This is a genomic window from Parundibacterium terreum (assembly GCF_014636315.1).
Lineage (GTDB): Bacteria > Pseudomonadota > Gammaproteobacteria > Burkholderiales > Burkholderiaceae_D > Undibacterium > Undibacterium terreum.
In genome coordinates this window covers 87,708-112,679 of sequence record NZ_BMED01000006.1, presented here as the reverse complement: position 1 = coordinate 112,679, position 24,972 = coordinate 87,708, and the positions used below count along the sequence as shown (strand labels likewise).

23 protein-coding genes are annotated in these 24,972 nt (G+C 57.7%); 14 read left to right on the top strand and 9 right to left on the bottom strand.

Going from position 1 to position 24,972, the window contains the following annotated elements:
- The first annotated feature begins 12 nt into the window (after nucleotides 1–12).
- The 4 genes from kdpC to IEW12_RS23480 all read left to right on the top strand — a co-directional run bounded on the left by kdpC (nucleotide 13) and on the right by IEW12_RS23480 (nucleotide 5,255).
- Entirely contained in the window at nucleotides 13–651 is a 639-nt protein-coding gene (kdpC, locus tag IEW12_RS23495) for a potassium-transporting ATPase subunit KdpC (RefSeq protein WP_188568573.1), read from the top strand.
- A 158-nt stretch (nucleotides 652–809) separates the two neighbouring features.
- The gene (kdpD, locus tag IEW12_RS23490) at nucleotides 810–3,623 is read left to right on the top strand and encodes a two-component system sensor histidine kinase KdpD (protein WP_188568572.1); all 2,814 of its coding nucleotides are present in this window, start codon (nucleotides 810–812) and stop codon (nucleotides 3,621–3,623) included.
- Nucleotides 3,620–4,351, top strand: coding sequence for a two-component system response regulator KdpE (gene kdpE / locus IEW12_RS23485; protein ID WP_188568571.1), 732 nt, complete (start codon nucleotides 3,620–3,622; stop codon nucleotides 4,349–4,351). The genes kdpD and kdpE overlap by 4 nt, the downstream gene beginning before the upstream one ends.
- A 157-nt stretch (nucleotides 4,352–4,508) precedes the next feature.
- On the top strand, nucleotides 4,509–5,255 hold the full coding sequence (locus IEW12_RS23480) for a TorF family putative porin (RefSeq protein WP_188568570.1): 747 nt from the start codon (nucleotides 4,509–4,511) through the stop codon (nucleotides 5,253–5,255).
- A 136-nt stretch (nucleotides 5,256–5,391) separates the two neighbouring features.
- Here IEW12_RS23480 and IEW12_RS23475 read toward each other — a convergent pair whose 3' ends face one another.
- From IEW12_RS23475 to corA, 6 genes are all read right to left on the bottom strand, one after another.
- Entirely contained in the window at nucleotides 5,392–6,042 is a 651-nt protein-coding gene (locus IEW12_RS23475; RefSeq protein WP_188568569.1) for a hypothetical protein, read from the bottom strand.
- A 51-nt stretch (nucleotides 6,043–6,093) separates the two neighbouring features.
- Entirely contained in the window at nucleotides 6,094–6,693 is a 600-nt protein-coding gene (locus IEW12_RS23470; RefSeq protein WP_188568568.1) for a MarC family protein, read from the bottom strand.
- Between the two features lie 36 nt (nucleotides 6,694–6,729).
- Nucleotides 6,730–7,374 (bottom strand): AAA family ATPase, encoded by a 645-nt coding sequence (locus IEW12_RS23465; RefSeq protein ID WP_188568567.1) that lies wholly within the window; start codon nucleotides 7,372–7,374, stop codon nucleotides 6,730–6,732.
- Between the two features lie 46 nt (nucleotides 7,375–7,420).
- Entirely contained in the window at nucleotides 7,421–8,356 is a 936-nt protein-coding gene (dapA, locus tag IEW12_RS23460) for a 4-hydroxy-tetrahydrodipicolinate synthase (RefSeq protein ID WP_188568566.1), read from the bottom strand.
- A 47-nt stretch (nucleotides 8,357–8,403) separates the two neighbouring features.
- A complete protein-coding gene (locus IEW12_RS28955; protein ID WP_229751311.1) occupies nucleotides 8,404–8,835 on the bottom strand; it encodes a hypothetical protein in 432 nt (143 codons plus the stop codon).
- Between the two features lie 154 nt (nucleotides 8,836–8,989).
- Nucleotides 8,990–9,955 (bottom strand): magnesium/cobalt transporter CorA, encoded by a 966-nt coding sequence (corA, locus tag IEW12_RS23450; RefSeq protein ID WP_188568565.1) that lies wholly within the window; start codon nucleotides 9,953–9,955, stop codon nucleotides 8,990–8,992.
- Between the two features lie 43 nt (nucleotides 9,956–9,998).
- On the opposite strand from corA, the gene IEW12_RS23445 reads away from it, so the two are divergent.
- Both IEW12_RS23445 and IEW12_RS23440 read left to right on the top strand, forming a co-directional pair.
- Nucleotides 9,999–10,301: a hypothetical protein gene (locus tag IEW12_RS23445; RefSeq protein ID WP_188568564.1), complete on the top strand. Its 303-nt coding sequence runs from the start codon at nucleotides 9,999–10,001 to the stop codon at nucleotides 10,299–10,301.
- A 160-nt stretch (nucleotides 10,302–10,461) separates the two neighbouring features.
- The gene (locus tag IEW12_RS23440; RefSeq protein WP_188568563.1) at nucleotides 10,462–12,219 is read left to right on the top strand and encodes a methyl-accepting chemotaxis protein; all 1,758 of its coding nucleotides are present in this window, start codon (nucleotides 10,462–10,464) and stop codon (nucleotides 12,217–12,219) included.
- Nucleotides 12,220–12,279: 60 nt separating this feature from the next.
- Here the strand turns inward: IEW12_RS23440 and IEW12_RS23435 are convergent, their stop codons facing one another.
- Nucleotides 12,280–13,473: a M20 aminoacylase family protein gene (locus IEW12_RS23435; RefSeq protein ID WP_188568562.1), complete on the bottom strand. Its 1,194-nt coding sequence runs from the start codon at nucleotides 13,471–13,473 to the stop codon at nucleotides 12,280–12,282.
- A 289-nt stretch (nucleotides 13,474–13,762) separates the two neighbouring features.
- On the opposite strand from IEW12_RS23435, the gene IEW12_RS23430 reads away from it, so the two are divergent.
- The 6 genes from IEW12_RS23430 to IEW12_RS23405 all read left to right on the top strand — a co-directional run bounded on the left by IEW12_RS23430 (nucleotide 13,763) and on the right by IEW12_RS23405 (nucleotide 19,785).
- Nucleotides 13,763–15,376 (top strand): ABC transporter substrate-binding protein, encoded by a 1,614-nt coding sequence (locus IEW12_RS23430; protein WP_188568561.1) that lies wholly within the window; start codon nucleotides 13,763–13,765, stop codon nucleotides 15,374–15,376.
- A gap of 130 nt (nucleotides 15,377–15,506) precedes the next feature.
- Nucleotides 15,507–16,484, top strand: coding sequence for an ABC transporter permease (locus IEW12_RS23425; protein ID WP_188568560.1), 978 nt, complete (start codon nucleotides 15,507–15,509; stop codon nucleotides 16,482–16,484).
- Nucleotides 16,485–16,486: 2 nt separating this feature from the next.
- A complete protein-coding gene (locus IEW12_RS23420; RefSeq protein WP_188568559.1) occupies nucleotides 16,487–17,401 on the top strand; it encodes an ABC transporter permease in 915 nt (304 codons plus the stop codon).
- A 21-nt stretch (nucleotides 17,402–17,422) separates the two neighbouring features.
- Nucleotides 17,423–18,406 (top strand): ABC transporter ATP-binding protein, encoded by a 984-nt coding sequence (locus IEW12_RS23415; protein ID WP_188568558.1) that lies wholly within the window; start codon nucleotides 17,423–17,425, stop codon nucleotides 18,404–18,406.
- A 20-nt stretch (nucleotides 18,407–18,426) separates the two neighbouring features.
- Nucleotides 18,427–19,452, top strand: a complete 1,026-nt coding sequence (locus IEW12_RS23410) for an ABC transporter ATP-binding protein (RefSeq protein ID WP_229751310.1) — start codon at nucleotides 18,427–18,429, stop codon at nucleotides 19,450–19,452.
- A 78-nt stretch (nucleotides 19,453–19,530) separates the two neighbouring features.
- Complete coding sequence (locus IEW12_RS23405) at nucleotides 19,531–19,785, top strand: hypothetical protein (protein ID WP_188568556.1); 255 nt, start codon at nucleotides 19,531–19,533, stop codon at nucleotides 19,783–19,785.
- Between the two features lie 101 nt (nucleotides 19,786–19,886).
- Here IEW12_RS23405 and IEW12_RS23400 read toward each other — a convergent pair whose 3' ends face one another.
- A complete protein-coding gene (locus IEW12_RS23400; RefSeq protein WP_188568555.1) occupies nucleotides 19,887–20,798 on the bottom strand; it encodes a LysR family transcriptional regulator in 912 nt (303 codons plus the stop codon).
- A gap of 143 nt (nucleotides 20,799–20,941) precedes the next feature.
- Between IEW12_RS23400 and IEW12_RS23395 the strand changes: the two genes are divergently transcribed.
- Nucleotides 20,942–22,411 carry an MFS transporter gene (locus tag IEW12_RS23395; protein ID WP_188568554.1) on the top strand — a complete coding sequence of 490 codons (1,470 nt, stop codon included), beginning with the start codon at nucleotides 20,942–20,944 and terminating at the stop codon, nucleotides 22,409–22,411.
- Between the two features lie 16 nt (nucleotides 22,412–22,427).
- Here IEW12_RS23395 and IEW12_RS23390 read toward each other — a convergent pair whose 3' ends face one another.
- The gene (locus tag IEW12_RS23390) at nucleotides 22,428–23,414 is read right to left on the bottom strand and encodes an aliphatic sulfonate ABC transporter substrate-binding protein (RefSeq protein WP_188568553.1); all 987 of its coding nucleotides are present in this window, start codon (nucleotides 23,412–23,414) and stop codon (nucleotides 22,428–22,430) included.
- 205 nt (nucleotides 23,415–23,619) lie between these two features.
- Between IEW12_RS23390 and IEW12_RS23385 the strand changes: the two genes are divergently transcribed.
- On the top strand, nucleotides 23,620–24,963 hold the full coding sequence (locus IEW12_RS23385; protein ID WP_188568552.1) for an NYN domain-containing protein: 1,344 nt from the start codon (nucleotides 23,620–23,622) through the stop codon (nucleotides 24,961–24,963).
- The last annotated feature ends 9 nt before the right edge of the window (nucleotides 24,964–24,972 follow it).

Below are 24,972 nucleotides of genomic sequence, written 5' to 3'. Positions count from 1 at the left end.
AAGGAAATTATCATGAGTTCACTCAATGCAAGAGCTATAAGCAGGCCATCGGCACCTATAGAACCTTCAGTGCCTGCAGGCGGCTCCATCCTGCGCCCCGCGCTGGTGCTGTTTGCCAGCCTGACGCTGCTGGTTGGCGTCGTCTACCCATACGCGGTTACAGGCATAGGCAAGCTGGCCTTTGCCGACCAGGCAGACGGCAGCATCGTCATGCGTGACGGCAAGCCGGTCGGGTCATCGCTGATAGGCCAGGCTTTTTCTTCCCCTAAGTATTTCTGGGGCAGGCCATCGGCCACCGGGCCTATGCCCAACAATGCTGCCAATTCCAGCGGCTCCAACCTGGGCCCGACCAATCCGGCCCAGATAGATGCGGTCAAGGGCAGGATAGACGCTTTGAAAGCTGCCGATCCGGCCAACACCGCGAAAATTCCGGTAGACCTGGTGACTGCCTCGGGTAGCGGACTGGACCCGGAAATCAGCCTGGCTGCCGCGTATTACCAGGCACCAAGGATAGCGCGTGAGCGTAAAATGACAGTCGAAGAGGTTCGCAGCCTGGTAGACCAGTTGGGCGAGCATCCGGCTCTGGGCTTTTTCGGAGAACCCCGGGTGAATGTGCTGGCACTGAACCTGGCTTTGGACAAGAAGCACTAGCAGTTAATGGCAGCGCCGGTCTCTCTCAACCGCAACTGGTGAGGAGAGGCCGGTACTCCAAGGTCTCTTGCTAAATTAGCTTGGCGGGTAGGTGGGCCAGGCTAATTTCGCAACAGTCTCTTCAGTCTCTTAAAGAATTTGCAATACTATAAGGAATTATGGCCACCAGCAGCGATCTACGCTCCGATTTGCGTCCCGACCCCGATGTCTTGCTCGCCCATGTGCAGGCGCAGGAGCGCCGGGCTGCGCGCGGCAAGCTGAGAATCTATTTCGGCGCGTCGGCCGGCGTCGGCAAGACCTATGCGATGCTGACCGCTGCGCGCAAAATGCTGGCGGATGGCCAGCAGGTATTGATAGGCGTGATAGAAACCCACGGCCGCAATGAAACGGCGGCCTTGCTGGATGGCCTGGAAATTCTGCCGCTCAGGCAGATTACCTACCGCGAAAAGACCTTGTCCGAGTTCGACATCGATACCGCGCTGGAAAGAAAGCCGGCGCTGATACTGATGGATGAGCTGGCGCATTCCAATGCGCCCGGATCGCGCCATCCCAAGCGCTGGCAGGATGTGGAAGAACTGCTGGACGCGGGCATAGACGTATTTACCACCGTCAATGTGCAGCATCTGGAGAGCCTGAACGATGTAGTCGGCGGCATCACCGGCATACGCGTGGCGGAGACCCTGCCTGACACTGTGTTTGATGAAGCCGATGAAGTGGTGCTGGTGGACATTCCCGCCGATGAATTGTTGGCCAGGCTGAAAACCGGGCGCGTGTACAAGGCACAGCAGGCAGAACGCGCGGCGCGGAATTTTTTTCGCAAGGGCAACCTGATCGCCTTGCGTGAGCTGGCCTTGCGCCGCACGGCGGACCGGGTGGAAGATGATGTCCAGGCTTACCGCATAGAAAAATCCATTAGTGCAGTATGGAAGACTGATGCAGCCTTGCTGGCGTGCGTGGGGCCGCGGGCCGATGCGGATCACCTGATACGTAGCGCTGCCAGGCTGGCCAGCCAGATGAACGCAGTCTGGCATGCGGTGTATATAGAAACCCCCGCGTTGCAGCGGCTGCCTTCGGCACAGCGTGAACGCATCCTGAAAAGCCTGAAGCTGGCGCAGGACCTGGGCGCCAGTACCGCAGTATTGTCCGGCAGCGACATCGCCCAGGCGATAGTCGATTATGCGCGCGGCCAGAATTTTTCCCGCATCGTCATGGGCCGCAGTTCGCTGAACCTGCCATGGCGAGACTCCCATATGAAGCGCATAGCGATGTATGCGCCGGATATCGACCTGATAGAAATTGGGCGGGCCACGTCGCAAAGCGACTTATCCGGGCAGGATGGCGATTCGGGGTCCCGTTCCGGCGACAAGATCAAGACCATCGCTGAAAAAGCCGCCAGCACCCGGGTGCCGCCGCGCTATCTGCGCTATGTGTTTGCCGGATTGGCCAGCCTGGGCACCGCCTTGCTGGCAACACCGCTGATACAGGTCTTCAACCTGGTCAACATTGCGATGCTATTCCTGCTGACCGTGGTGCTGGTCGCAGTGAGGTTTGGCCGCGGGCCATCGGTATTGGCAACCGTCGTCGGCGTTTCCGCCTTCGATTTCTTTTTTGTGCCGCCCCGTTTTTCCTTTGCGATTAGTGATCTGCAATACGGGCTGACCTTTGCCGTGATGCTGGTGGTGGGCCTGATCACCGGCCACCTGACTGCCGGCCTGCGCTACCAGGCCAGGGTAGCCTCGCACCGCGAATCCCGCTCGCGCGCGCTGTACGAATTTGCGCGCGATCTGTCCGGCGTGCTGCAGGCGGAGCAAATTTCAGAAACCACGCAGGCGATCATACAGCGCGCTTTCCGCGCGACAGCCACGCTGTTGCTGCCGGATGAAAACGGCCGCCTGCAGGCGCCGGTACCGGCGATTCCAGGTCTGGACATGGGAATCGCCCAGTGGGCCTTCGACCGCGTGGAAACCGCCGGCATAGGCACCGATACCCTGCCGGCCAGCAATTTCTTTTACCTGCCGCTGGTAGCACCGATGCGCACCCGCGGCCTGCTGGCGATACAGCCGGAAAGCCGCCGCTGGATACTGATTCCCGAGCAAAGGCAGCAACTGGATACCTTCGCCGCACTGGCCGCGATCGCGCTGGAACGCGTGCACTATATCGAAGTGGCACAGGACGCGCTGATCCATATGGAATCCGAGCGCCTGCGAAACTCCTTGCTGGCGGCCCTGTCGCACGACTTGCGCACGCCGCTGACTTCGCTGGTCGGTATTTCGGAATCACTGGCCATGTCCAAGCCGCCCTTGAGCACGGTGCAGCAGCAGATGGCGCAAGCGCTGCATGACGAGACGCTACGCATGAGTGCTCTGGTGTCCAATCTGCTCGATATGGCCAGGATACAGAGCGGCGAAGTCAAGTTGAACTTGCAGTGGCAGCCGTTTGAAGAAGTGGTCGGCAGCGCCTTGCGCGCCAGCGGCTCGCAACTGGTACAGCACCAGATTGTGACCAGGCTGGATCGCGACCTGCCACTGGTCAGTTTTGATGCGGTGCTGATAGAAAGGGTGCTGTGCAATCTGCTGGAAAATGCCGCCAAATATACGCCTGCCGGATCGCGCATCACCATCAGCGCCGCAACCAATGGCAGCCACATGGATGTGATGGTGTACGACAACGGCCCCGGCCTGCCCAGCGGACGCGAGGAAGCCATTTTTGAAAAATTTACCCGCGGCGAGCGCGAATCGGCCAAACCGGGTGTGGGCCTGGGACTGGCCATATGCCGCGCCATCGTCGAAGCGCATCATGGCCTTATCCAGGCTGGGAAATCGCCGGATGGCGGCGCCTGCATCGTCTTCACGCTGCCGCTGGGCACGCCCCCCGCGATGCCGGATATGGATGAGCCCGCCGAGCTGGACAAGCTGGAAGACCCGGATAGCCGCCAAGCAGGCGCCAACCCCCATTTACAAGCAACACTATGACACAAGCCAATTTGACAACGACAAGCAATACGGCTGCCACAGCACCGACGGCGCTGCTGGTTGAAGACGAACCGCAGATACGCCGCTTTGTGCGCAGCGCGCTGGAAGAAGAGGGCTGGCAGATCTTTGAGTCCGGCAGCTTGCAGCGCGGCCTGATTGATGCCGGTACCCGCCAGCCTGACCTGATTATTCTGGACCTGGGCTTGCCGGATGGGGACGGCGTCGACTTCATCCTGGATGTGCGCAAGTGGTCCAGCATACCCATCATCGTGCTGTCTGCCCGGGTCAGCGAGGCCGACAAGATCAGGGCACTGGATGCCGGCGCCGACGATTACCTGACCAAGCCCTTCGGCGTCGGCGAATTGCTGGCGCGGGTCAGAGCTACTTTCCGGCGCCAGCGCCAGCCGGGCATAGGCCTGGATGGCGTGGTGCAGTTCGGTGAAGTGAAGGTGGACATGAAGGCCAGGCTGGTGACCAAGTCCGGCCAGATGGTACACCTGACGCCGACCGAATACCGGCTGCTGACAGTGCTGGTAACCAATGCCGGTAGGGTGGTCAGCAATCCGCAACTGCTGCGCGAGGTGTGGGGGCCATCCCATTCCGAGAGCGGCCATTACCTGAGGATCTACATGGGGCATCTGCGACAGAAGCTGGAAGATGATCCCACCCAGCCGCGCTACCTGCTGACAGAGACGGCAGTGGGTTACCGGCTACTGCTACCCAGCTAGCTTTACCCTTAATTAATTCAAGAAACCGGCAAGCCGTCCGCTCGCCGGCAGGGCTTCTGCACGCCCAAAATTTTTCGCACTGCTGCAATTTGCCATAGTTTGATGCAGCAGTGCCCCACAGAACGACCTGAGTCGTTAATCATCGAAAGGAAGTAGTATGAAAAAATTGATCCTGGCAGCCGCAGTCGGCGGCATCTTTTCTGCAGTTATTCCAGCAGGTTTTGCCCATGCGGAAGAAGCCAAGCCGGACAATGAAGTCAGCTTCAATGCAGCATTGACATCGGATTACCGCTATCGCGGCATTTCGCAGACTCGCCTGCAGCCAGCCTTGCAGGGCGGTGCCGATTACACGCACAACCCCAGCGGCTTCTATGCAGGCACCTGGCTGTCCACGATCAAGTGGACCAAGGATGCAGGCGGTAGCGGCGATATAGAATGGGATCTGTATGCCGGCAAGCGCGGCGAGATCGTCAAGGATGTCAGCTACGACGTCGGCGTATTGAGCTATGTCTATCCTTCCAACGGCCTGCCTACCAGCGCCGATACGACAGAAGTTTATGGCCAGGTCGGCTATGGCCCGGCTTATGCAAAATATTCTTATTCCTTCACCAACCTGTTCGGCTTTGCCAATAGCAAGAACAGCGGCTACCTGGACCTGGGTGCGAATATTGACGTTGCCGAGGGACTGGTGCTGAACCTGCATGCAGGTCATCAAAAAGTGAAAAACAATGATGTCTACAGCTATACAGACTGGAAAATCGGTGTCACCAAGGACTTCGGCGTAGTAACGGGCGCACTGGCATTCATCGGCACCAATGCCGGCGAAGCCGCCTATGCTTCCCCTGCAAATGGTAAATTCCTGGGCAAGAAGGCTCTGGTAGCAACGATCAGCAAGACTTTCTGATCCTGCTATGTGGCGGGCGGCGTACTACAGTCGCCCGCAGATATTTTGCAAAATTCGTGTAAAAGTCATGCAAAAAAGGCCCGTATCTGCGTGATACGGGCCTTTTCTTATGCAAGCGGAGTATCGAAGACGCAGCTCAGCACCTATAGATGGCCTGATACAAGGCCGTCAGCGATGCGTCGTTGTTCGCCTGCCCCTGCTGCGGCATCGCATGCTGGTGGATGAAGCGTATATTCGGCACCCGTTCAGAGAGTTTGGAGATAATTGAGTGGGCGGCCAGGCTGTCCATATCATCGACCATCACAAGTACAGGCAGGCCCGGGTTCCACGAGCGGGCGGCGCTGATGCGCTGCACCAGACGCTTTTGCCGGTCAGGGTTCCAGCTGGATACCTGTATTTCAAATACGGCCAGGCCGGTAGCGGCGAGGACATAGAGTGAATCCCCATGCTGCAGCCTGGGCATGTCGATCACTACATCATGATACAAATCCTTCGCGGTACTCAGTTCACTGGCTATCTCTTCCATGGCTAATTTTCGTACCCTGGCGCCGGCTTTCATCTCGGTTGCCAGCCACGCGGATTCTTCGCTTTCATGCGCATGCTGCCTGGCTTGTTTGTCCGCCGGTTTCTGGCAGATCAGCAACACGTTGCGGCCGGCGTTGGCCCTACGCCGCGCCAGTGCCGCGGCAATCGAGGATGCTATTGATGTGGTGGACGCCAGGTCTTGCGCATAGGCGCTTAACGGTGGAAGAGAGGAGGCCTCTTGTGAGGCGATAGTCAGTATCATCAGATATCCAATCGGGGAAGTCCTGTAGGTAAAGCCCGCCAGGCGCAGGTGCTAGGCAGAAAAGTATTGTTGGGATCCGAGCAATATCCTGTCCACTGCAACAGCGGTCAGCAGCAGGCCCATTAATTTCTGGATGCCGCTGGCGGCCATGGAAAAACCGAAATGGTGCTGCAAGCGGTAGCACAACTGCATCAGGGCGGCCGACGCCGCTACCGCGCAAGCGAGTGCCAAAGCCATTGCCGGCCAGTGGCCGGTTTGCGTTGCACTCAGCAACAGCACGTTGGCCATGGCAGTGGGGCCGGCCAGGTAGGCCAGCATGGCGCCGAAGGCGTCTGGGCCAATGGTGGAAGCTGATAGTTGCGCTACGGGCCGCACGCCGGAAAAAATCATGCTGACGGCCAGCAGGAACAGGATCAGGCCGGAGCTGACTTGCACGCTGGCGGTGGACAAAGAAAACCAGCGGATGACGGTCTGCCCCAGAATACTGATGGCCAGCAGCATGCACAGCGAGCAGCCGCAGGTTTTGAGGATCAGCCATTGTGCGTCCCCGGCACTCTTGCCGGCCGTACCTTGCCGTAGTGCATAGGTACAAGCCAGTGGATTCAGTACCAGCAGCAGAATGACAAAAACGGGGAAAAAATGCGCGTTCATGTTGCCTTGTTCAGCATGATCCAGTGCGTATGACGATCAACGGCCGAATATCTCGCTGCACAATTCTTTCATTTCGCTGATGGCCTCACGGTCTGCGGGCTGGTATTCACATACCGAAAGTCCATCCTGAAAAGCCAGGCGCAATGCGCTGCCAGAATGTATAGCCGTATGGAATAGCTGCGCCGCAGGTATGCTGGCGACGAAATTGCGGACGACTGCCATTTTTTCAGCGCAAGGCGGTTCTTCTGCACAGATTGCCACTACCAGTATGCGTAGCCCTGGATTGAAAAGACGTGCCGTATCTATGCGTGCCAGCAGTTTTGCTTCGTTCAATTGTTCCAGGCATTCCAGATCGACAGGAATGATCGCGACGTGGGCTGCGATCAGCGCTGAGCGGCTGCCCAGGGAATCGCGCGATTCGGTATCGATAACGATGTCGTTATAGCGATAAGCAAGGTTTTCCAGCTCCGGTTGCAAGCCCTTGCCGCTGATGGGCCGCGCAGCGACTTGCGGACGCTTGCCGCTGGCCTGCCGCTCGGCACACCAGTTGACTGAGGCATGCTGGGGATCGTTGTCCAGCAACAAGACCTTGCGTCCGGCGATGGCGCGCAGGGCAGCCAGATTATCTGCCAACATGGATTTGCTGGCGCCGCCGGATTCGTTGGCAATGGTGATGATCATAAATTCCGTGACTTTCCTGTTTGGATGTTCATTAAGACTGAGATGTTTAGCGCACTAGATTCAAATGAGCGGTTTTGTGGTGGGCAATGGCAGCGGGTATCTCCATGCCATCGACTGCCATCAGCTTTTCCAGCGCGGCTGCAAGTCTGGCCCTGCCGGGTTTGGACATCGGTGTCATCGGCAGCCGTAGTTCTTCCTGTAACTGGCCTTGCATAGCGAGGGCTGCCTTCACCGGTGCCGGATTGGGTTCTGAGAACATTAGCTGTATCAATGGCAGCATTTGGCCGAACAAGACGCGTGCCGAGTCCATCCGGCCCGCGCGCGCTAGCTCATACAGTTGCACGAACAATTCAGGCCGTATATGTGCGGCGGCAGAAATAGCACCGTGCCCGCCCAGGCAAAGGGAATGGAACAGCAGCGCATCGTCGCCGCACAGCACTTGCAGCCGGGTGTGATGGACCAGCTCCAGCATTTGTGCCAGATTGCCGCCGCACTCCTTGATCGCGACGATATTCGGCTGAGCCTGTAAGGCAACGACAGTTGCCAGTTCAATATTGACCCCCGTGCGGGATGGTATGTTGTACAGCACGACGGGTGCGTCGCTGGCCTGCGCAATCGCTTCAAAATGCAGGCGAATGCCTTCTTGTGATGGACGTACATAGGAGGGTGCTGACACCAGAAAACCAGCGCAGCGGCTGCTATTCAGGCGCTTCACTTTTTCTGCAAGCGCCCGTGTGTCGCTGCCGCTGATGCCCATCAGCACCGGGCAACTGTCTTGCGCTGCCTCGGCAACTGCCGCCAGCAGCAGTTGCTGCTCCTGTTCGCTCAGCGTTGCGGCTTCGCCGGTGGTGCCGCAGACGACCAGGCCGTGTACGCCGGCGCTGATAAGCTTGCGGGCCAGCCGCTGTGCCTTGTCCAGATCAAGCTGGCCGTTTCTGAACGGCGTGACGAGCGGAACCCAGATGCCTTCGATATTGCGCATGATATTCTCGATAAATTGGATAGGTTGAGGCGAGGGTCAGACCGGGATCAAACCGGCAGCAGCGGCGTGATCTTGCCGAACTCCGCCTGCGGCAGCGCGCGCATCACATTGCGGATGATGGTGTCAACCGAAGATTTGCTGAGGCAGAGCCAGACTTTCATTTTTGTCGCATGGTCCACCGGCTTTACGCGCATGTAGTTGACAAGCTCGCCGCAGGTGCCGACGATGACATGCCTGAGCTCGGTCACCGCAGCGGCATCGACAGTGATGCGCATGATGAAATCGTTTTGCTCGACCCTGGGTTTGCTGCGATAGCTGATGTGGGGTAGCGGTGCTATCTCTGCGGTTTTGCTGCGCGCGGCGGCTGGCGTATCTTCAAACAGGAATTTTTCGTGTTTGCAGGATTGCAGCTCTGCCGAGAATTCATCGGGCGGTACGGGAAAGGCGATTGCCGATGCACTGCTGATGTTGTGGTTCATGAAAATCTTCAGTCGTTTTGGTGCTTTCAGATTAGCAGCCGCGACATAAAGATTCTCTAAAAAGGGTAATGCAAAATGTAAACGGCGCATAAAAATTACGCGCCGCGTTTTAGCATAGTAAGCAGCCTGTACGTCTTGAAAATTGGGTTTACTGCTACAGCCAGCCGGTTTTCTTGAAACGGTAATACAGGTAGCCGCACACGCTGCCCATCACTGCCAGCGCAAACGGGTAGCCGTAGCGCCATTCCAGTTCCGGCATGGCCTTGAAGTTCATGCCCCAGATACCGGCAAAGGCGGTTGCCGCCGCGAAGATCGCCGCCCAGGCTGCCAGGCGCTTGTTCACTTCGCTCTCGTCTATGGCCACCATGGACAGGTTGACCTGGATCGCCGTGCTGATCGTATCGCGTATGGTTTCTATCGTGGTATTGATGCGGTACAGGTGATCATAGACGTCGCGGAAGTATTCCTGCGTATTGGCGCAAATAGGCGGTACCCGGCCGCCATACAGCTTGCTGGTGGCTTCCATCAGCGGCGTGACGGCATGTTTGACCATCATGATCTTGCGCTTCAACTGGTACAGGCGCTGGATATTTGCGCGTTCGCTGCCGGAGGCGAAAATCTGCTCTTCCACCAGTTCCAGCTCTTCTTCCAGTGCTTCGACCACCGGGAAATAGCGGTCCACCACGGCATCGATCAATGCGTAAAAGACGAAGGCCGAGCCGTGTTTAAGCAAATGCGGTTCGTGTTCGCAGCGGGCACGCACGCCGAGGAAATTTTGCTGGCAGCGATTGCGCACCGACAGCACATAGTTTTCACCGACGAACAGGTTCAGCTCGCCTATGCTGACCTCGCCGTCCACCAGTTCTACCGTGTGGATGACGGCAAACAGGGAGTCGCCGTATTCCTCTATCTTTGGCCGCTGGTGCCCATGCTGCGCATCTTCCACCGCGAGTTCATGCAGATTGAACTCGTGCTTCATCTGCCGTAGTTCGCCTTCGGACGCATCGCGCAACGCGACCCAGACGAAGCAGTCTTTTTTCTCTACATAGTTACTGATTTGTTCAATCGGGATGTCGGATAGCTTCCGGCCTTCCTGATAAGTCACGCAATTGATCAACATGATAAGTGTCTCTAGCCCGTTATTGCCGAAAAAGCCCACTGTAATGCAATTGCATCTAAAAATCAGCAAAGCTGATTTTGCCGATACAGCGTTTAAACATGGCAACTATGTGATTTGTTTGAAAATTTTATCTTGCCGGGAGCAGCGGGCTGTGGCTGAAAACAACAAAATCAATGAAGAGCCTCCTCCACAAGAGATAGGGATTGTGAATTACGGCGGCTATTTTCATGCATTCAGTCTAACGAAGCTGTCTGGACATCAAACATATGGCCATGATCATTTCTCCCGAGGCAATTTAATCCTCTTTTTGTACAACACCTACTCCGGCGCTGTCACTTTATCTTGAAGTTAATTGCGGCTATCGTCGCTTATATTGCTAATTATTGTTAATTTGACCATGTCTACGGGTAAAGGGAGCGTAATATCGTTTACAGCAAGCATAAAAGTATAAATAGAGTCCGTAAGTCCGCATAGATCGCTGTCGCAGCCAATCGAGAGGATGGAATATGAAACTGTTTTACGACCTGAAAATTTCAGCAAAATTGTTCACCGGCTTTATCGCGCTATTGCTGCTGACTACCTTCCTTGGCGTGTTTTCCATCATCCAGTTGGCCAGGGTGAACAACTCCACTTTTGATCTGGGCACTAACTGGATGCCGTCGGTGAATGCGGCGATGGGTATCAAGGAAAGAATCTCGCGCATCCGCACGCAGGAAATGCAGATCGTCTTGTCTGACAACGAGGAAGACATCAACAAATACCTGGGCCGCTTCAAGGACTATGTCGGCGAGCTGAAAAAATATGAATCCGAATACGCCGCCTTGATTTCCGAGCCAGCTGAGAAAAAACTGTTTGCCGAATATACGTCGCTGTGGGAAGCCTATGCGGCAGAGAATGGCAAGCTGGTGGCCTTGGCCAAGGAGGGCAAGCCCAAGGAAGCGCGCGATATCCTGCGCGGAGAATCTTCACGGTTGAATGGCGAAATGCTGAAGCGCATGGACAATATCGTCAAGGTGAATGTAGATGGTGGTGTGGCTGCCTATCGCCTGGGAGAAGACATCTATGCCAACTCGCGCACGATGATCATTGGGGTTCTCGTTGTCAGCATTGCGCTGGGCATGGTGCTCGCCTACTTCATTGCGCGCGTCGTTGCGCGTCCTTTGCAGCAGGCGCTGCGAGTGGCGCAGACAGTGGCCTCGGGTGACCTGACCAGCCACATCGTATCCGACAGCAAGGATGAAACCGGCCAGTTGCTGGATGCGCTGAAGGAGATGAACGCCAGCCTGCTCAGGGTGGTGAGTGAAGTCCGCACCGGCACCGACATGATTAACACGGCTTCATCGGAAATCGCCAGCGGCAATATGGATCTGTCTACCCGCACCGAAACCCAGGCCAGCTCGCTGGAAGAAACCGCATCGTCGATGGAAGAGCTGACTTCAACGGTGCGGCAGAACGGTGACAACGCCAAGCAGGCGAACCAGCTATCGCATTCGGCTTCCGAAGTGGCGCAAAAAGGCGGCAGCGTGGTGTCGCAAGTGGTGCAGACCATGGGCTCCATCAATGAATCATCGAAGAAAATCGTCGATATCATCGGTGTCATCGACGGTATCGCCTTCCAGACCAATATCCTGGCATTGAATGCGGCGGTGGAAGCGGCTCGCGCAGGCGAACAGGGTAGGGGTTTTGCGGTGGTTGCGTCTGAAGTACGCAACCTGGCGCAGCGCTCCGCCAGTGCCGCCAAGGAAATCAAGCAGTTGATCAATGACTCTGTAGAGCAGGTTGATTTGGGTACCCGGCTGGTGGATCAGGCGGGTATCACGATGGATGAAGTGGTGGCCAGCGTGCGGCGGGTGACGGATATCATCAGCGAGATCACCGCAGCGAGCCAGGAGCAGAGTACGGGCATAGAGCAGATCAATGATGCGATCGTGCAGATGGACCAGGTCACGCAGCAAAATGCGGCTTTGGTAGAGCAGGCAGCGGCAGCGGCGGGCGCCTTGCAGGAACAGGCCAGCAATCTGAGCCGCGTAGTCGGCGTGTTCAAGCTCAGCGATGCGCATCTCGCATCAACCCTTGCGCCAGCCGTAAAACCGTCAAATACCAGTACGGCAATCAAGAGGCCGGCGGTGACGCAAGCTGTGGCCAAATCGGCTAAGCCGACCACATCGGCCACGCAGCGTATCCCTGCCAAAGCAGCCGCACCCAAGGCGCCGGTACGCAAGGCCATGACCACGCCCGGCACCGACGATTGGGAAGAGTTTTAAATTCAGGCTTTACATTCCATTCTGGCTTTACAGCGTGGCCTTGCAGCACTGCAAGGCTGCTCAGGATTTTGCCAGATAGCTTTCTGCCAGCCTGACCCAATAGGTCGCGCCTATGGGCAGCAGGTCGTCATTAAAGTCATAGCTGGGGTTGTGCAGGTTGCATGGCCCCAGGCCGTGGCCAATGTCGCGGTGCTCGCCCTCACCGTTGCCGATAAACACATAGCAGCCGGGCTTTGCTTGCAGCATGAAGGCAAAGTCTTCCGCACCCATGGTCGGTTCCACCTGCGCATCTACCTTGGCATCGCCGACCACGCCGCGCATCACGTCGACGCAGAAAGCTGTTTCCTTCGCATGGTTGACCAGCGGCGGGTAATTGCGCTTGAACTTGAATTCCACCTCGGCACCGAAAGCGGCGGCAGTATGTTCGGCAATCGCGCGCATGCGGGATTCCACCAGGTCTATCACTTCGGTAGTAAAGCCGCGCACCGTGCCTACCAATTTTGCATCGTCGGCGATCACGTTGGTAGCGCTGCCGGCATGGATCTGCGTGATCGACAGCACGGCGGTATCCAGCGGGCTCTTGTTGCGGCTGATGATGGTTTGCCAGCTTTGCGCGATCTGCACCGCCACCATGATGGGGTCCACGCTCTTGTGCGGTTGCGCCGCATGCGAACCCTTGCCTTTTACCGTTACGAAGAACTCATTACTGGAAGCCATCATCGGGCCCGGCGTCACGCCGAAAGTGCCTACCTCGGCGCCCGGCCAGTTATGCATGCCGAACACGGCCTCCATCGGGCACTGGTCGAACAGGCCGTCCTCTATCATGCGGCGCGCGCCGCCGCCGCCTTCTTCGGCCGGCTGGAAGATCACATACACGGTGCCGTCAAACTGCCGGTGCTGGGACAGATAATGCGCGGCGCCCAGCAGCATTGCCGTATGGCCGTCATGGCCGCAGGCATGCATCTTGCCTTCATTTTTGGATGCGTGTGGGAAAGTATTGATTTCCTGCATGGGTAGTGCATCGATATCGGCCCGCAAGCCAATTGCCCGTGAACTGCTGCCGTTCTTGATGACGCCGACCACGCCGGTGCCGCCCAAACCGCGGATCACGGGGATATCCCACTCCTGCAGTTTTTGGGCAACCACTTCCGACGTGCGGTGTTCTTCGTAGCACAGTTCGGGGTGGGCGTGGATATCCCGTCGTATCTTTTGCAGTTCTGCATGGAACTGGATGATGGGGTCGATCAGCTTCATGATGGTCTCCGTATTGGTTTCCCTGTTGCCTGGTTTGCCGGAGGGGCCTGTTAGGTCCGCCGTAGCCAGGGCGATGATTTTTGTAAGAAGGATTGAACGATTTATTTTGCCTCAAAGAATGGCGGCAGGCAATTTGTAGGCAAAACACGACGCTATGCGGGTTTGCCCAGGCTTGATTTGGTTGCACCGAAATAGCGCACAGTGTATGTTGTTGCAACGCAAGCAAGTGGCCGTCTTCTTTAAGTTATTAATGATTGTAGACCTATCTCCCTCACTTTAAGGAGTTTCCATGCTGTCTTTGTTCCGGGGAATCGTTCGCCAGCCGCGCAATGCATCTCGCCACCTATTGCTTGCCGCAGGCACCGCCCTGCTGGTCGCCGCCGCGCCGGCTGCTCTCGCGCAGGAATTCAAGCTGGCGATGAGTTCGCCGCCCACTTCGCTGGATCCGCATTTCTATAATCTGTTTTCCAACCTGAACGTGTCCGACCACATGTTCGAGACCCTGGTCAAGATGGATGCCGACAGCCGCCTGATACCCGGCCTGGCAGAATCCTGGACCCTGGTCAATAACCTGACCTGGGAATTCAAGCTGCGCAAGGGCGTCAAGTTCCATGACGGCAGCGAATTCACAGCCGAAGACGTGGTGTGGTCGCTGGACAGGACCGCCACCATCGTCAATAGCCCAGGCAAGTTTGACGTGTATACCAAGGCCATCATCAACAAGAAGATAATAGACCCCTACACGATACGCCTGACGACCAAGGAACCGTACCCGCTGATGCTGGCCGACCTGACTTCGGTGTACATGGTATCCAAGAAGGCGACCCAGGGCCTGAGCAGCGACGATTTCTCCAGCGGCAAGGGCATGGTCGGCACCGGGCCCTACAAATTTTCCAAATACCTGCGTGATGACCGCATAGAAATGGACAGGTTTGCCGCTTACTGGGACAAGAAACCGGCTAGCTGGAGCAAGGTAACGCTGCGCTTCATCCCCAACGGCGCTACCCGGCTGGCGGCCTTGCTGGCAGGCGATGTACAGGCGCTGGAAAACGTGCCGACGCCGGACGTGGCCAGGGTGCGCAATGACGCCAGCCTGACCATGGTGTCCAAGGTATCGCACAGGCTGATTTATCTATACCTGGATGGTCTGCGCGACAAATCGCCTTTTGTCACCGACAAGGACGGCAAGCCGCTGGACAAGAATCCGTTGAAAGATATCCGCGTGCGCAAGGCGATCTCCATGGCCGTGAACCGCGATGCCATCCGCGACCGTGTGATGGAAGGCTTGTCGCAGCCGACGAATAATCTGGTGCCGCTGACGCTGTTCGGCCATAACCCCGACCTGAAGGTCGTCAAATACGACCCGGAAGCCGCAAAAAAACTGCTGGCCGAAGCCGGTTATCCAAACGGCTTCGGTATCACCGTGCATACGCCTAACAACCGCTACGTGAACGATGAAAAAATCACGCAGACCATCGCGCAGATGCTGTCGCGCATAGGCATCACGGCCAAGGTGGAAGGCATGCCGATGTCCATCTACTCGGCACGCGGCATCAAGCAGGAATTTTCCATGGGCTTGCTGGGCTGGGGCGCGCAGACCGGTGAAGTATCATCGCCTTTGCGCGCGATAGCCGCCTGCGATGATCCAGTAAAGGGTTTTGGCGTCACCAACTGGACCAAGTTCTGCAATCCGAAGATGGATGTCATACTCAGCAAGGCCATGAATGAAGTGGACGACAAGGCGCGCTTGAAATTGCTGCAGGAAGCGACCGCGATTACCGTCAACGACTATGGCCTGATCCCCATTCACCAGCAAGTCACTACCTGGGCGATGAAAAAGGGAATCACGTATATTCCGCGTACCGACGAACGCACGCATGCGTATGAGTTCAGCCAGAAATAGTGCGCCCGCCTGATGTTTTGCTGAATTTTTCCGCTGAACCAGGGTTTGCCGTCCACTGTGTGTTTGACGCTTTGGACGGCGCCCTATAGAGTCCAATCTTGGGATTTACCCGGTATTTTGCAGGAGTTTTATGCTTGTTTTTATTATCCGGCGCCTGATGCAGAGTGTGGTGGTGCTGCTGATCATGTCGCTGCTGGTGTTTGCCGGCGTGTATGCGATAGGCAATCCTATCGATGTGTTAATCAGCCCGGACGCCGACCAGATAGAACGCGCCCGCACCATCGCCGCCTTCGGCCTGGACAAACCGCTGTATGAGCAATACTTCATTTTCCTGAAAAGCGCGCTGAGCGGCGACCTGGGGCGTTCTTTCGCTTTCTCCACCCCGGCGCTGCAACTGATCTTTGAACGCATGCCGGCGACGATGGAGCTGGCCGTCTTTGCGATCTTGATTTCGATTGTGCTGGGCATACCGCTGGGCCTGCTGGCGGGCCTGCGCCCCAATGGCATCCTGGGCAAGAGCATCATGAGTATTTCCATACTCGGGTTTTCACTGCCCAGCTTCTGGGTGGGGCTGATGCTGATCATGGTATTTGCGGTGCAACTGGGCTGGCTGCCGTCCAGCGGGCGCGGCGAAACCACGCTGCTGTGGGGCATACCGGTCAGCTTCCTGAGCCTGGACGGCCTCAAGCACATCCTGATGCCGGCCTTTAACCTGGCCTTGTTCAATGTGGCCCTGGTGATAAGGCTGACCCGCGCCGGCGCGCAGGAAGCGCTGCTGCAGGACTACGTCAAATTTGCCCGCGCCAAGGGCTTGAGCAATTCCCGCATCATCGGTGTGCATGTGCTGAAAAATATCCTGATCCCCATCGTCACCGTTATCGCCCTGCAGTTCGGCTCCATCATCGCGTTTGCCATCGTCACCGAATCGGTGTTTGCATGGCCGGGAATGGGCAAGCTGATCATCGATTCGATACGCGTGCTGGATCGCCCGGTGATCGTGGCCTACCTGCTGCTGATCGTAACCCTGTTTATCCTGATTAATCTGGTGGTTGATGTGATCTATTCCCTGCTTGATCCGCGTGTACGTCTTTCAGAAGCCAAGGGGTGATCATGGCAAACAATAAAAATCCGGCCAGACCGCATACTCCGGAAACACCTTTCCGCCGTTTTGCACGCAACTTCTTTTCCAGCAAGATTGCCACCGTAGGCTTCATCATGCTGGTCATCATCTTGCTGGCAGCGATCTTTGCACCTTTCATTTCGCCGCAAAATCCCTACGACCTGTCCACGCTGGATGTGATGGATTCCCGGCTGGAACCGGGCCAGCCATCGGCAGACGGCAAGATGACTTTTCTGATGGGCACCGACGAGCAGGGCCGCGACATGCTGTCTGCCATCATCTACGGCGTGCGCATCTCCGTCATCGTCGGCGTATCCAGCACCGTGATCGCGCTGATCATCGGCCTCAGCCTTGGTCTGTGCGCCGGCTACGCAGGCGGCAGGGTGGAAGCCTTCATCATGCGGGTGGCGGATATACAATTGTCCTTCCCGCCTATATTGATCGCGCTGATCTTGCTGGCCCTGACCGGGCAAGGCGTGGGCAAGATCATCATCGCCCTGGTGGCAGTACAGTGGGCCTACTATGCGCGCACCGCGCGCAGTGCGGCTCTGGTGGAGCGCAAGAAGGAATATATAGAAGCCGCAACCTGCCTTGGCCTGTCGCCAACCCGTATCGTGCTGCGCCATCTGCTGCCCAACTGCCTGCCGCCGCTGATCGTGATCGCGGCCTTGCAGGTGGCTTCGGCGATTTCGCTGGAAGCCACCTTGTCCTTCCTGGGCCTGGGCCTGCCGGTGACCGAGCCTTCTTTGGGCTTGCTGATCGCCAACGGCTTCCAGTACCTGCTATCCGGCAAATACTGGATCAGCTTCTTCCCGGGTATTGCGTTGTTGGTGACGGTGGTTGCAATCAACCTGGTGGCAGACCAGTTACGCGATGTGCTGAACCCGCGCCTGCAGACGCAATAGAGAAAAGACGAGAGCATACCGATGACACAGACAGCGACCCTCGTCGTAGAAAACCTGAAGACCCAGTTCTTCAGCCGGGCCGGCACCGTTACCGCCGTGGATGAAGTTTCCTTTAAGGTGGAGCCGGGCCAGATCATGGGCCTGGTTGGCGAATCCGGCTCGGGCAAATCCATGACCGGCTATTCCATCATGGGCCTGATCGATGCGCCGGGCAAGGTCACAGGCGGCAGCATACGGCTGAAGGGCAGGGAGTTACGCGGCATCTCCGCAGAAGAGATGCGCAAGATACGCGGCAACCGCATCGCGATGATCTTCCAGGACCCGATGATGACGCTCAACCCGGTGCTGCGCATCGATACGCAAATGATGGAAGCCGTGTTCGCGCACAACAAGGTCAGCAAGCAGGCGGCGCGTGAAATGGCCAGGGATGCATTGGGCAGGGTAGGCATACCGTCGCCGGAAGAGCGGCTGCTGGCTTACCCGCACCAGTTTTCCGGCGGCATGCGGCAGCGGGTGGCGATAGCAACTGCGCTGCTGAACAAGCCCGACCTGATCATCTGCGATGAGCCGACCACGGCGCTGGATGTGACGATACAGGGGCAGATCCTGTATGAGATGCAAAAGCTGTGCAGGGAATCCGGCACCGCGCTGATCTGGATCACGCATGATCTGTCGGTGGTGGCGGGCCTGGCCGATACGGTATCCGTGATGTATGCAGGCAAGATTGTCGAGAGCGGTGACGTGCAGCAGGTATTGGAACACCCGCGCCATCCTTATACACATGGCCTGATCGCATCGGCGCCGTCGCGCAATCCGCATGGGCAACCGTTGAAGCAGATACCTGGCATGACGCCGTCGCTGCTGAACCTGCCGTCCGGCTGCGCCTTCCGCGAACGCTGCGAGCGCGCCACCGCAGAATGCAAGCAAACACCCCTGTTGGAAAACGCCTCCGGACACGCGCTGCGCTGCTTCCATCCTGTTGCAGAACAGGGAGCCGCAGCATGAACGCAATGACAGAAGCAAGCATGACTACACAAGAATCACCGGTAAGCCAAAGCGGCACACCACCCATCCTGGAATTGCGCTCGGTTAGCAAGCGCTTTGTCAAATCGCTGGATATCGCCGCCAAGATCGCCAACGGCTTCGGCGCCGGCCTGAAAGAGCAGGTCGTGCATGCGGTGGATGACGTATCGCTGACAATACAGGCGGGCGAGGTGGTCGGCCTGGTCGGTGAATCCGGCTGCGGCAAATCCACACTGGGCCGCATGGCGGTCGGCCTGCACAGCCTGACTTCCGGCACTCGCCACTGGAAAGGGCTGGCCATCGATGAGCTGCCGCTGGCGGAAAAGCGCCGCCTGCAACTGGGCATACAGATGATCTTCCAGGACCCGTATGCATCGCTGAACCCGCGCATGCGGGTGCAAGACATCGTCGGCGAAGCGCCGGTCGTGCACAAGATCATCAGCAGCACCGAGCAAAAAGACTATGTAGAAAGCCTGTTGCAGCGGGTGGGCCTGGATCCAGCAGTGCTGCGCCGCTTCCCGCACCAGTTTTCCGGCGGGCAGCGGGCCAGGGTAGGCATCGCCCGCGCGCTGGCCGTCAAGCCGGAGTTCCTGGTTTGCGATGAAGCTGTTGCCGCGCTGGACGTATCAATACAGGCGCAGGTGCTGAACCTGTTCATCCGCCTGCGCGACGAGCTGAACCTCACCTATCTCTTCATCAGCCACGACCTGGGCGTAGTGCGCCATTTATCAGACCGGGTCGTCATCATGTACCTGGGCCAGGTCGTGGAGTCGGCACCTACCGCCGAAGTATTCGCAAGGCCCAATCACCCTTACACACAGGCGTTGCTGGCTTCCGCACCGAAGCTGGAAGTGAGGAAGATAGAGTTTTTTGCCGTCAAGGGAGAAATCCCATCACCACTAAACCCGCCATCCGGCTGCTACTTCCATCCACGCTGCCCGCAGGCGATGGAACGCTGCAAGCAGGAGAAGCCGCTATTGAAAGAGATCGCGACGGGACATTTTTCTTCTTGTCATTTGAATGAGTGATGCGCAGGTGAGGAGGGGGGCCTTTGGGGGCGACTGTTATTAGCCAACCACGCGCATTGAGAGTTTTGAGGGAATAATATGGAATACCGATTTCAGGTGGCTTCAGATGTGATCCGCGATGGCTTGGGTGTGGAGTTGACGGACTCAAACGGCGACGTACTTGCTGAGGTTTTCCGGTGCGATGCCGATAACTCGCTGAAAATTTCAATGTTTGCTGAAAATTTGCCGTTTGCGATGGTCGAAAAATTAGTTCTAATTGCACGCGACGAACTAGTTGCTTTTGAAGATGGAACGCCTCTACCAATGCCAGCGCAGCTTAATTGCTCCGCATAACAATAGGCCGGCGAACCACTGACCGCCAATTGAATACACTCGACCGGGTGATAAGATTATAGAAGTGCTCTTGGCAACGGACACCGATTGATTAAATGATGCTACGGGTCATGTGCGTAGTGCCCGTCCGCGCAAACCTCCCGCACACACCCCCGCAGCCAGCGGTGCGCCGCATCAGCATGCAGGCGTGGATGCCACAGCAGGGAAACCGTGATTTCCGGCACCGAAAAAGGCAGCGGGAAGCTGTGCATGCCGTCGCGCAGCTTGCCGGTGTGCCTTTCTGGGACGCTGGCGATCAGGTCGGAACTGCGAGCCAGGGATAGCGCGCTTGAGAAGCCGCCTACTATCGTGATGATGTTGCGTTGCAGATCCAGCAATTCCAGCGCTTCATCAATCGGCCCCTTGCTCAGCCCGCGCCGGGAAACTGACACATGCCGGCCCGATGCATAGCGGGATGGCGTGATCTTACCCTTGCTCAGCGGGTGGTCTGAGCGCACTACGCCGATAAAGCGATCACGGAATAAGGCTTGCACGCGCACTTCCGGGCCGGTGGCCTTGCCTATTACTCCTGTTTCCAGATCGACCGTGCCGTCGCGCAGCGGCGTGCTGTCCTTGCTCGGTTTTTGCACGAAGCAAAGCCGCACGCCGGGGGCTTCTTCGCTGATGCGTGCAATCAGGGCCGGGCCGAAATTTTCTACGAAGCCCTCGCTGGTCCGCAGCGTAAAGGTCCTGGCCAGTTGTTTCAGGTCGAGCCTTTCCACAGGGCGCAGTACCGCTTCTGTTTCCTGCACCAGTTGGCTGACCTTCTCGCGCAGTTCCAGCGCGCGCGGGGTAGGAACCAGGCCGCGCCCGGCCCGCACCAGCAAGGGATCGCCGGTGGTCTCGCGCAAGCGAGCCAGCGCCCGGCTCATTGCCGAAGGGCTAAGCCGCAGCCGCTGGGCGGCGCGCGCGACATTGCCTTCCGCGAGCAGCACGTCTAGGGTAAGCAGCAGGTTGAAGTCAGGTCTGGACATGGGTGCAGCTTAGCATAGCAGATAGTGGTATGGCGTCCGGTGCATGAATAAACTGCAAATGCTGCGCCTTCCGCCATATCAGCGCAAAGGCTAGCATGTTGGAAAACTCCCGTTGCGGGCGTTGCCAATAAGGGGTTGATACCGTGAAAACAAGTAGTGCAGTACAGATTGATGCTGCGGCCGCCAGCGTTGAACTGGCGCCGTCGGTGAAATGGGCACTGGCCGGTCTTTCACTTTCCATGGTGATGGCTTCGCTGGACACCAGTATTGCCAATGCCGGTTTGCCTGCGCTGGCGCATGCGTTTTCCGCCTCTTTTCAGCACATACAGTGGGTGGTTCTGGCTTATCTGCTGGCGATCACCAGCCTGATTGTCAGCGCCGGCCGCCTGGGAGACATCATAGGCCGCAAGCGCTTATTGCTGGGCGGCATAGCTCTGTTCACTTTGGCGTCGCTGTTATGCGGTGTCGCGCCCACGCTATGGCTGCTGATTGCGGCCCGCGCGATGCAGGGCCTGGGGGCGGCAATCATGATGGCGCTGACTGTGGCTTTTGTCGGCGAGACGGTGCCTAAGGCAAAAACCGGTAGCGCGATGGGGCTGCTGGGTACGATGTCGGCGGTCGGCACCACGCTAGGTCCTTCCCTCGGCGGCTTGCTGATGGCGGGGCTCGGCTGGCGCAGCATCTTTCTCGTCAATGTACCGCTGGGCTTGCTGAATCTTTTCCTCGCGCATCGCTTTTTGCCCGCCGGGAGCCGCGATGCCGATGCCAAGCGGGCAAACTTCGACTATGCCGGTACGCTATTGCTTGCGCTGACGCTCGCCGCCTATGCACTGGCGGTGACTGCAGGGGCAGGGCAAGGCCATTTCGGTTCGCTCAACATGGCCCTGTTGCTGATGGCCATCGCCGGTGGCAGCTTGTTTGTACTGGCGGAGAGAAAAGCCGCTTCGCCTTTATTACGCCTGGCGATATTTCGCGATCCGCTGCTGAGTGCTGGCCTGGCGATGAGCATGCTGGTCTCCAGCGTGATGATGGCAACCCTGGTGGTCGGCCCCTTCTACTTGTCGCGCGCGCTCGGCTTGAATGCTGTTATGGTCGGATTCATCCTGTCTATCGGCCCGGTGATATCCGCGCTCAGCGGTATTCCGGCTGGCCGCATTGTCGACCGCTGGGGCGCTCCGCGCATACTGATGGTCGGGCTTGCGGTAATGGTGATGGGTTTGTCGGCGTTGGTGGCGCTTCCTGCGCTATTCGGCTTGGCGGGTTATATCGCTGCGATAGTCATGCTGACTCCGGGCTATCAATTATTCCAGGCGGCCAATAATACCGGCATCATGATGGATGTGAAGCCTGATCAGCGGGGTGTCGTTTCCGGCATGCTCAGCCTGTCGCGCAATCTGGGGCTGATTACTGGTGCATCGGTGCTGGGTGCGGTATTTGCGGCGGCATCGGCGGCGCCCGATATCGCAACTGCGCAGCCGGAGGCCGTGGCCACGGGCATGCAGATTAGCTACGCTGTTGCGGCGCTGGTGGTGGTGGGTGCCCTGGCCATCGCGCTGGCAAGCCGCAGATATGCCAGCCGCCAAGCGCCTAGAGAGCATTTAGAGCGTGTTTAGAGGCAGGGTAGCTTGATCAGGGCTTTGCCAGTAGCGAAATACCGGATGTCTGAGGCGGTACCCATAGAGGCACGGCGGTGGCATTGATTTTTTGCGGCAGCAGGCCCGCGGCGTGGAAGGCATCGGCAATACGCTGCTGTTCTGCCAGCGCAGTTGTCACTACCGCGCGCACTTCATAGCTGCGACGGTTGTTGGCCTGTTCCACCGTTGCGCTATCCAGGCCCCATAGCGGAGCCAGGAAGGCTGCTGCTTCCTTCGGGCTTTGTTTCACCCAGCGGCCGGTTTTTCTTAGTTCTTCAAAAATCAGGTTCAGGATGTCGGGATGGGCCTCGGCAAAACTGCTGGAGGCCAGGTAATACCTTTGATAGTCGGCAATATTGCGGCCATCGGCCAGGACGCGTACCTGCGCCTGGCGTTGCGCGCCGGCCAGGAACGGGTCCCAGGTTACCCAGGCATCCACGCTGCCGCGTTCAAAGGCAGCGCGGCCGTCTGCCGGGGTCAGGTAGGCGGGTTCTATGTCTTTAAAGCTGAGGCCGGCCTTGTTCAGCGCGGCGATCAGCAGATAGTGGCTGCCTGCGGCCTTGGTCACGGCGATTTTCTTTCCCTTCAGTTCAGCCACGGTCTGGTAGGGGGCATTGGCCTTGACCAGGATCGCCTGCGCCGAAGGTGATGGCGCTTCCTGCGCAAAGTAGGTGAGCTTGGCACCCGCAGCCTGCGCAAACACAGGCACCGTGTCTGCCACGTCCGCACTGACGTCGATGCCGCCTACATTCAGCGCCTCCAGCAACGGCAAGCCGCTGGAAAATTCACTCCAGCTGATCTTGACGCCTTGCTGGGCCAGCCGTTTTTCCAGCAGCCCTTGTGCCTTGATGATGGTGATCAGTGTGGATGATTTCTGGTAGCCGATGCGTATAGACTCCAGAGGCTTTTCTGCATGGGCGGGAATGGCGGCAAACGTCGCCGTCGTTAGCAAGACAAGAAGGGTGCGGCGGCTGATAGGCATGGCAGTGTCCGGCAAAGAGGGAATTTTCCGATTGTAGGCAGGCCGCTGTTCCGGTTGAACGAATCTTTTCGTGGTTGGATATAGCTTTAGCGTATAAGGGGTAAAAGCAGCAAATCGGGGATGCCGGCCATAGTTACGTATAATCACGCCTTAGCAGTCCGTCTTTAACGGACGGACGTATTCACCGCTTTATTGGAAAAACAACATGGCTTCATCCCCCGACAATCTCAGCATGGCTGTGTTTTGCGACTTTGAGAATGTCGCTCTCGGCGTGCGCGACGCCAAATACGATAAATTCGACATCAAACCTGTGCTGGAGCGTTTGTTGCTGAAGGGCAGCATCGTCGTCAAAAAGGCTTATTGCGACTGGGATCGCTATAAAAGTTTTAAAGCGCCTATGCATGAAGCCAATTTTGAATTGATAGAAATACCGCACGTGCGCCAGTCAGGCAAAAACTCGGCCGATATCCGCCTGGTAGTGGATGCATTGGACTTGTGTTACACCAAATCGCATGTGAACACCTTTGTCATCATCAGCGGCGATTCGGATTTTTCGCCGCTGGTATCCAAGCTGCGCGAAAACGCCAAGCAGGTGATAGGCGTAGGCATCAAGCAATCGACATCGGATCTGCTGGTTGCCAATTGCGACGAATTTATCTTTTACGATGACCTGGTGCGCGAAAGCAGGCGGGCGATTGCTGCTAATGGCCGCGGCGCGCGCGAGGCGCAACCCGCCACCCGGCGCACGCCCGAGGAAGAACAACGCCGCCGCGAAGAAAAGGATGCGCGCCGCAACCAGGCAATCGAGATTGCGGTGCATACCTTCGATGCACTGGTCTCCGAGCGTGGCGACAGCGGCAAGATCTGGGCTTCGCTGCTGAAAGAGGCAATCAAGCGCCGCAAACCGGATTTCAGCGAGTCTTACTATGGCTTCCGTACTTTCGGCAATCTGCTGGAAGAGGCGCAGGCGCGCGGCTTGCTGGAATTTGGCCGTGATGAAAAATCCGGCACCTATGTGTATAAGAGTAGCGGTGCGGGCCATGCTGTTGTGGCCTTGGCTGACAAGCCGGCGGATCAGGATGCGCAGCAAACCTCAGCGGTGGCGGCAACCGTAGTAGCGACGGAAGAAGTCCAGGCCAAGCCGGAACGCCGCAGAAGCCGTGGCGGACGCAAGTCCGGCGCTAAGCGTAACGATGCACAGGCAGCGGCGGCAAGCAGGAATGACGTGGAAACGGCGGCGGAGTCCGCTCGTCCACCTGCCGGCGATCAAGCGGCAAGCTTGGCCCGCGAAGCAGTGGAACAGGCTATCCATGTCTCTGAAGAGAAGGCAGAAAAAGCGGCGAAGAAGCCTGCGCGTAAAACTACCGGCAGCAGTACCGGTGCAGGCAGGACAGGCCGCAGCAGAAAGGCCGATAATAAGGTTGATAGCAAGGCTGATAACAAGGCCGAGCCTGCGGAAGTCACTAACGTAGCCACTGACACCAGCACGGAAGCCAAGCCGGCCACCCGAGCCCGCCGTCCGCGTAAAACCAAGGCAGCGGACGAATAGTCCTGCTAC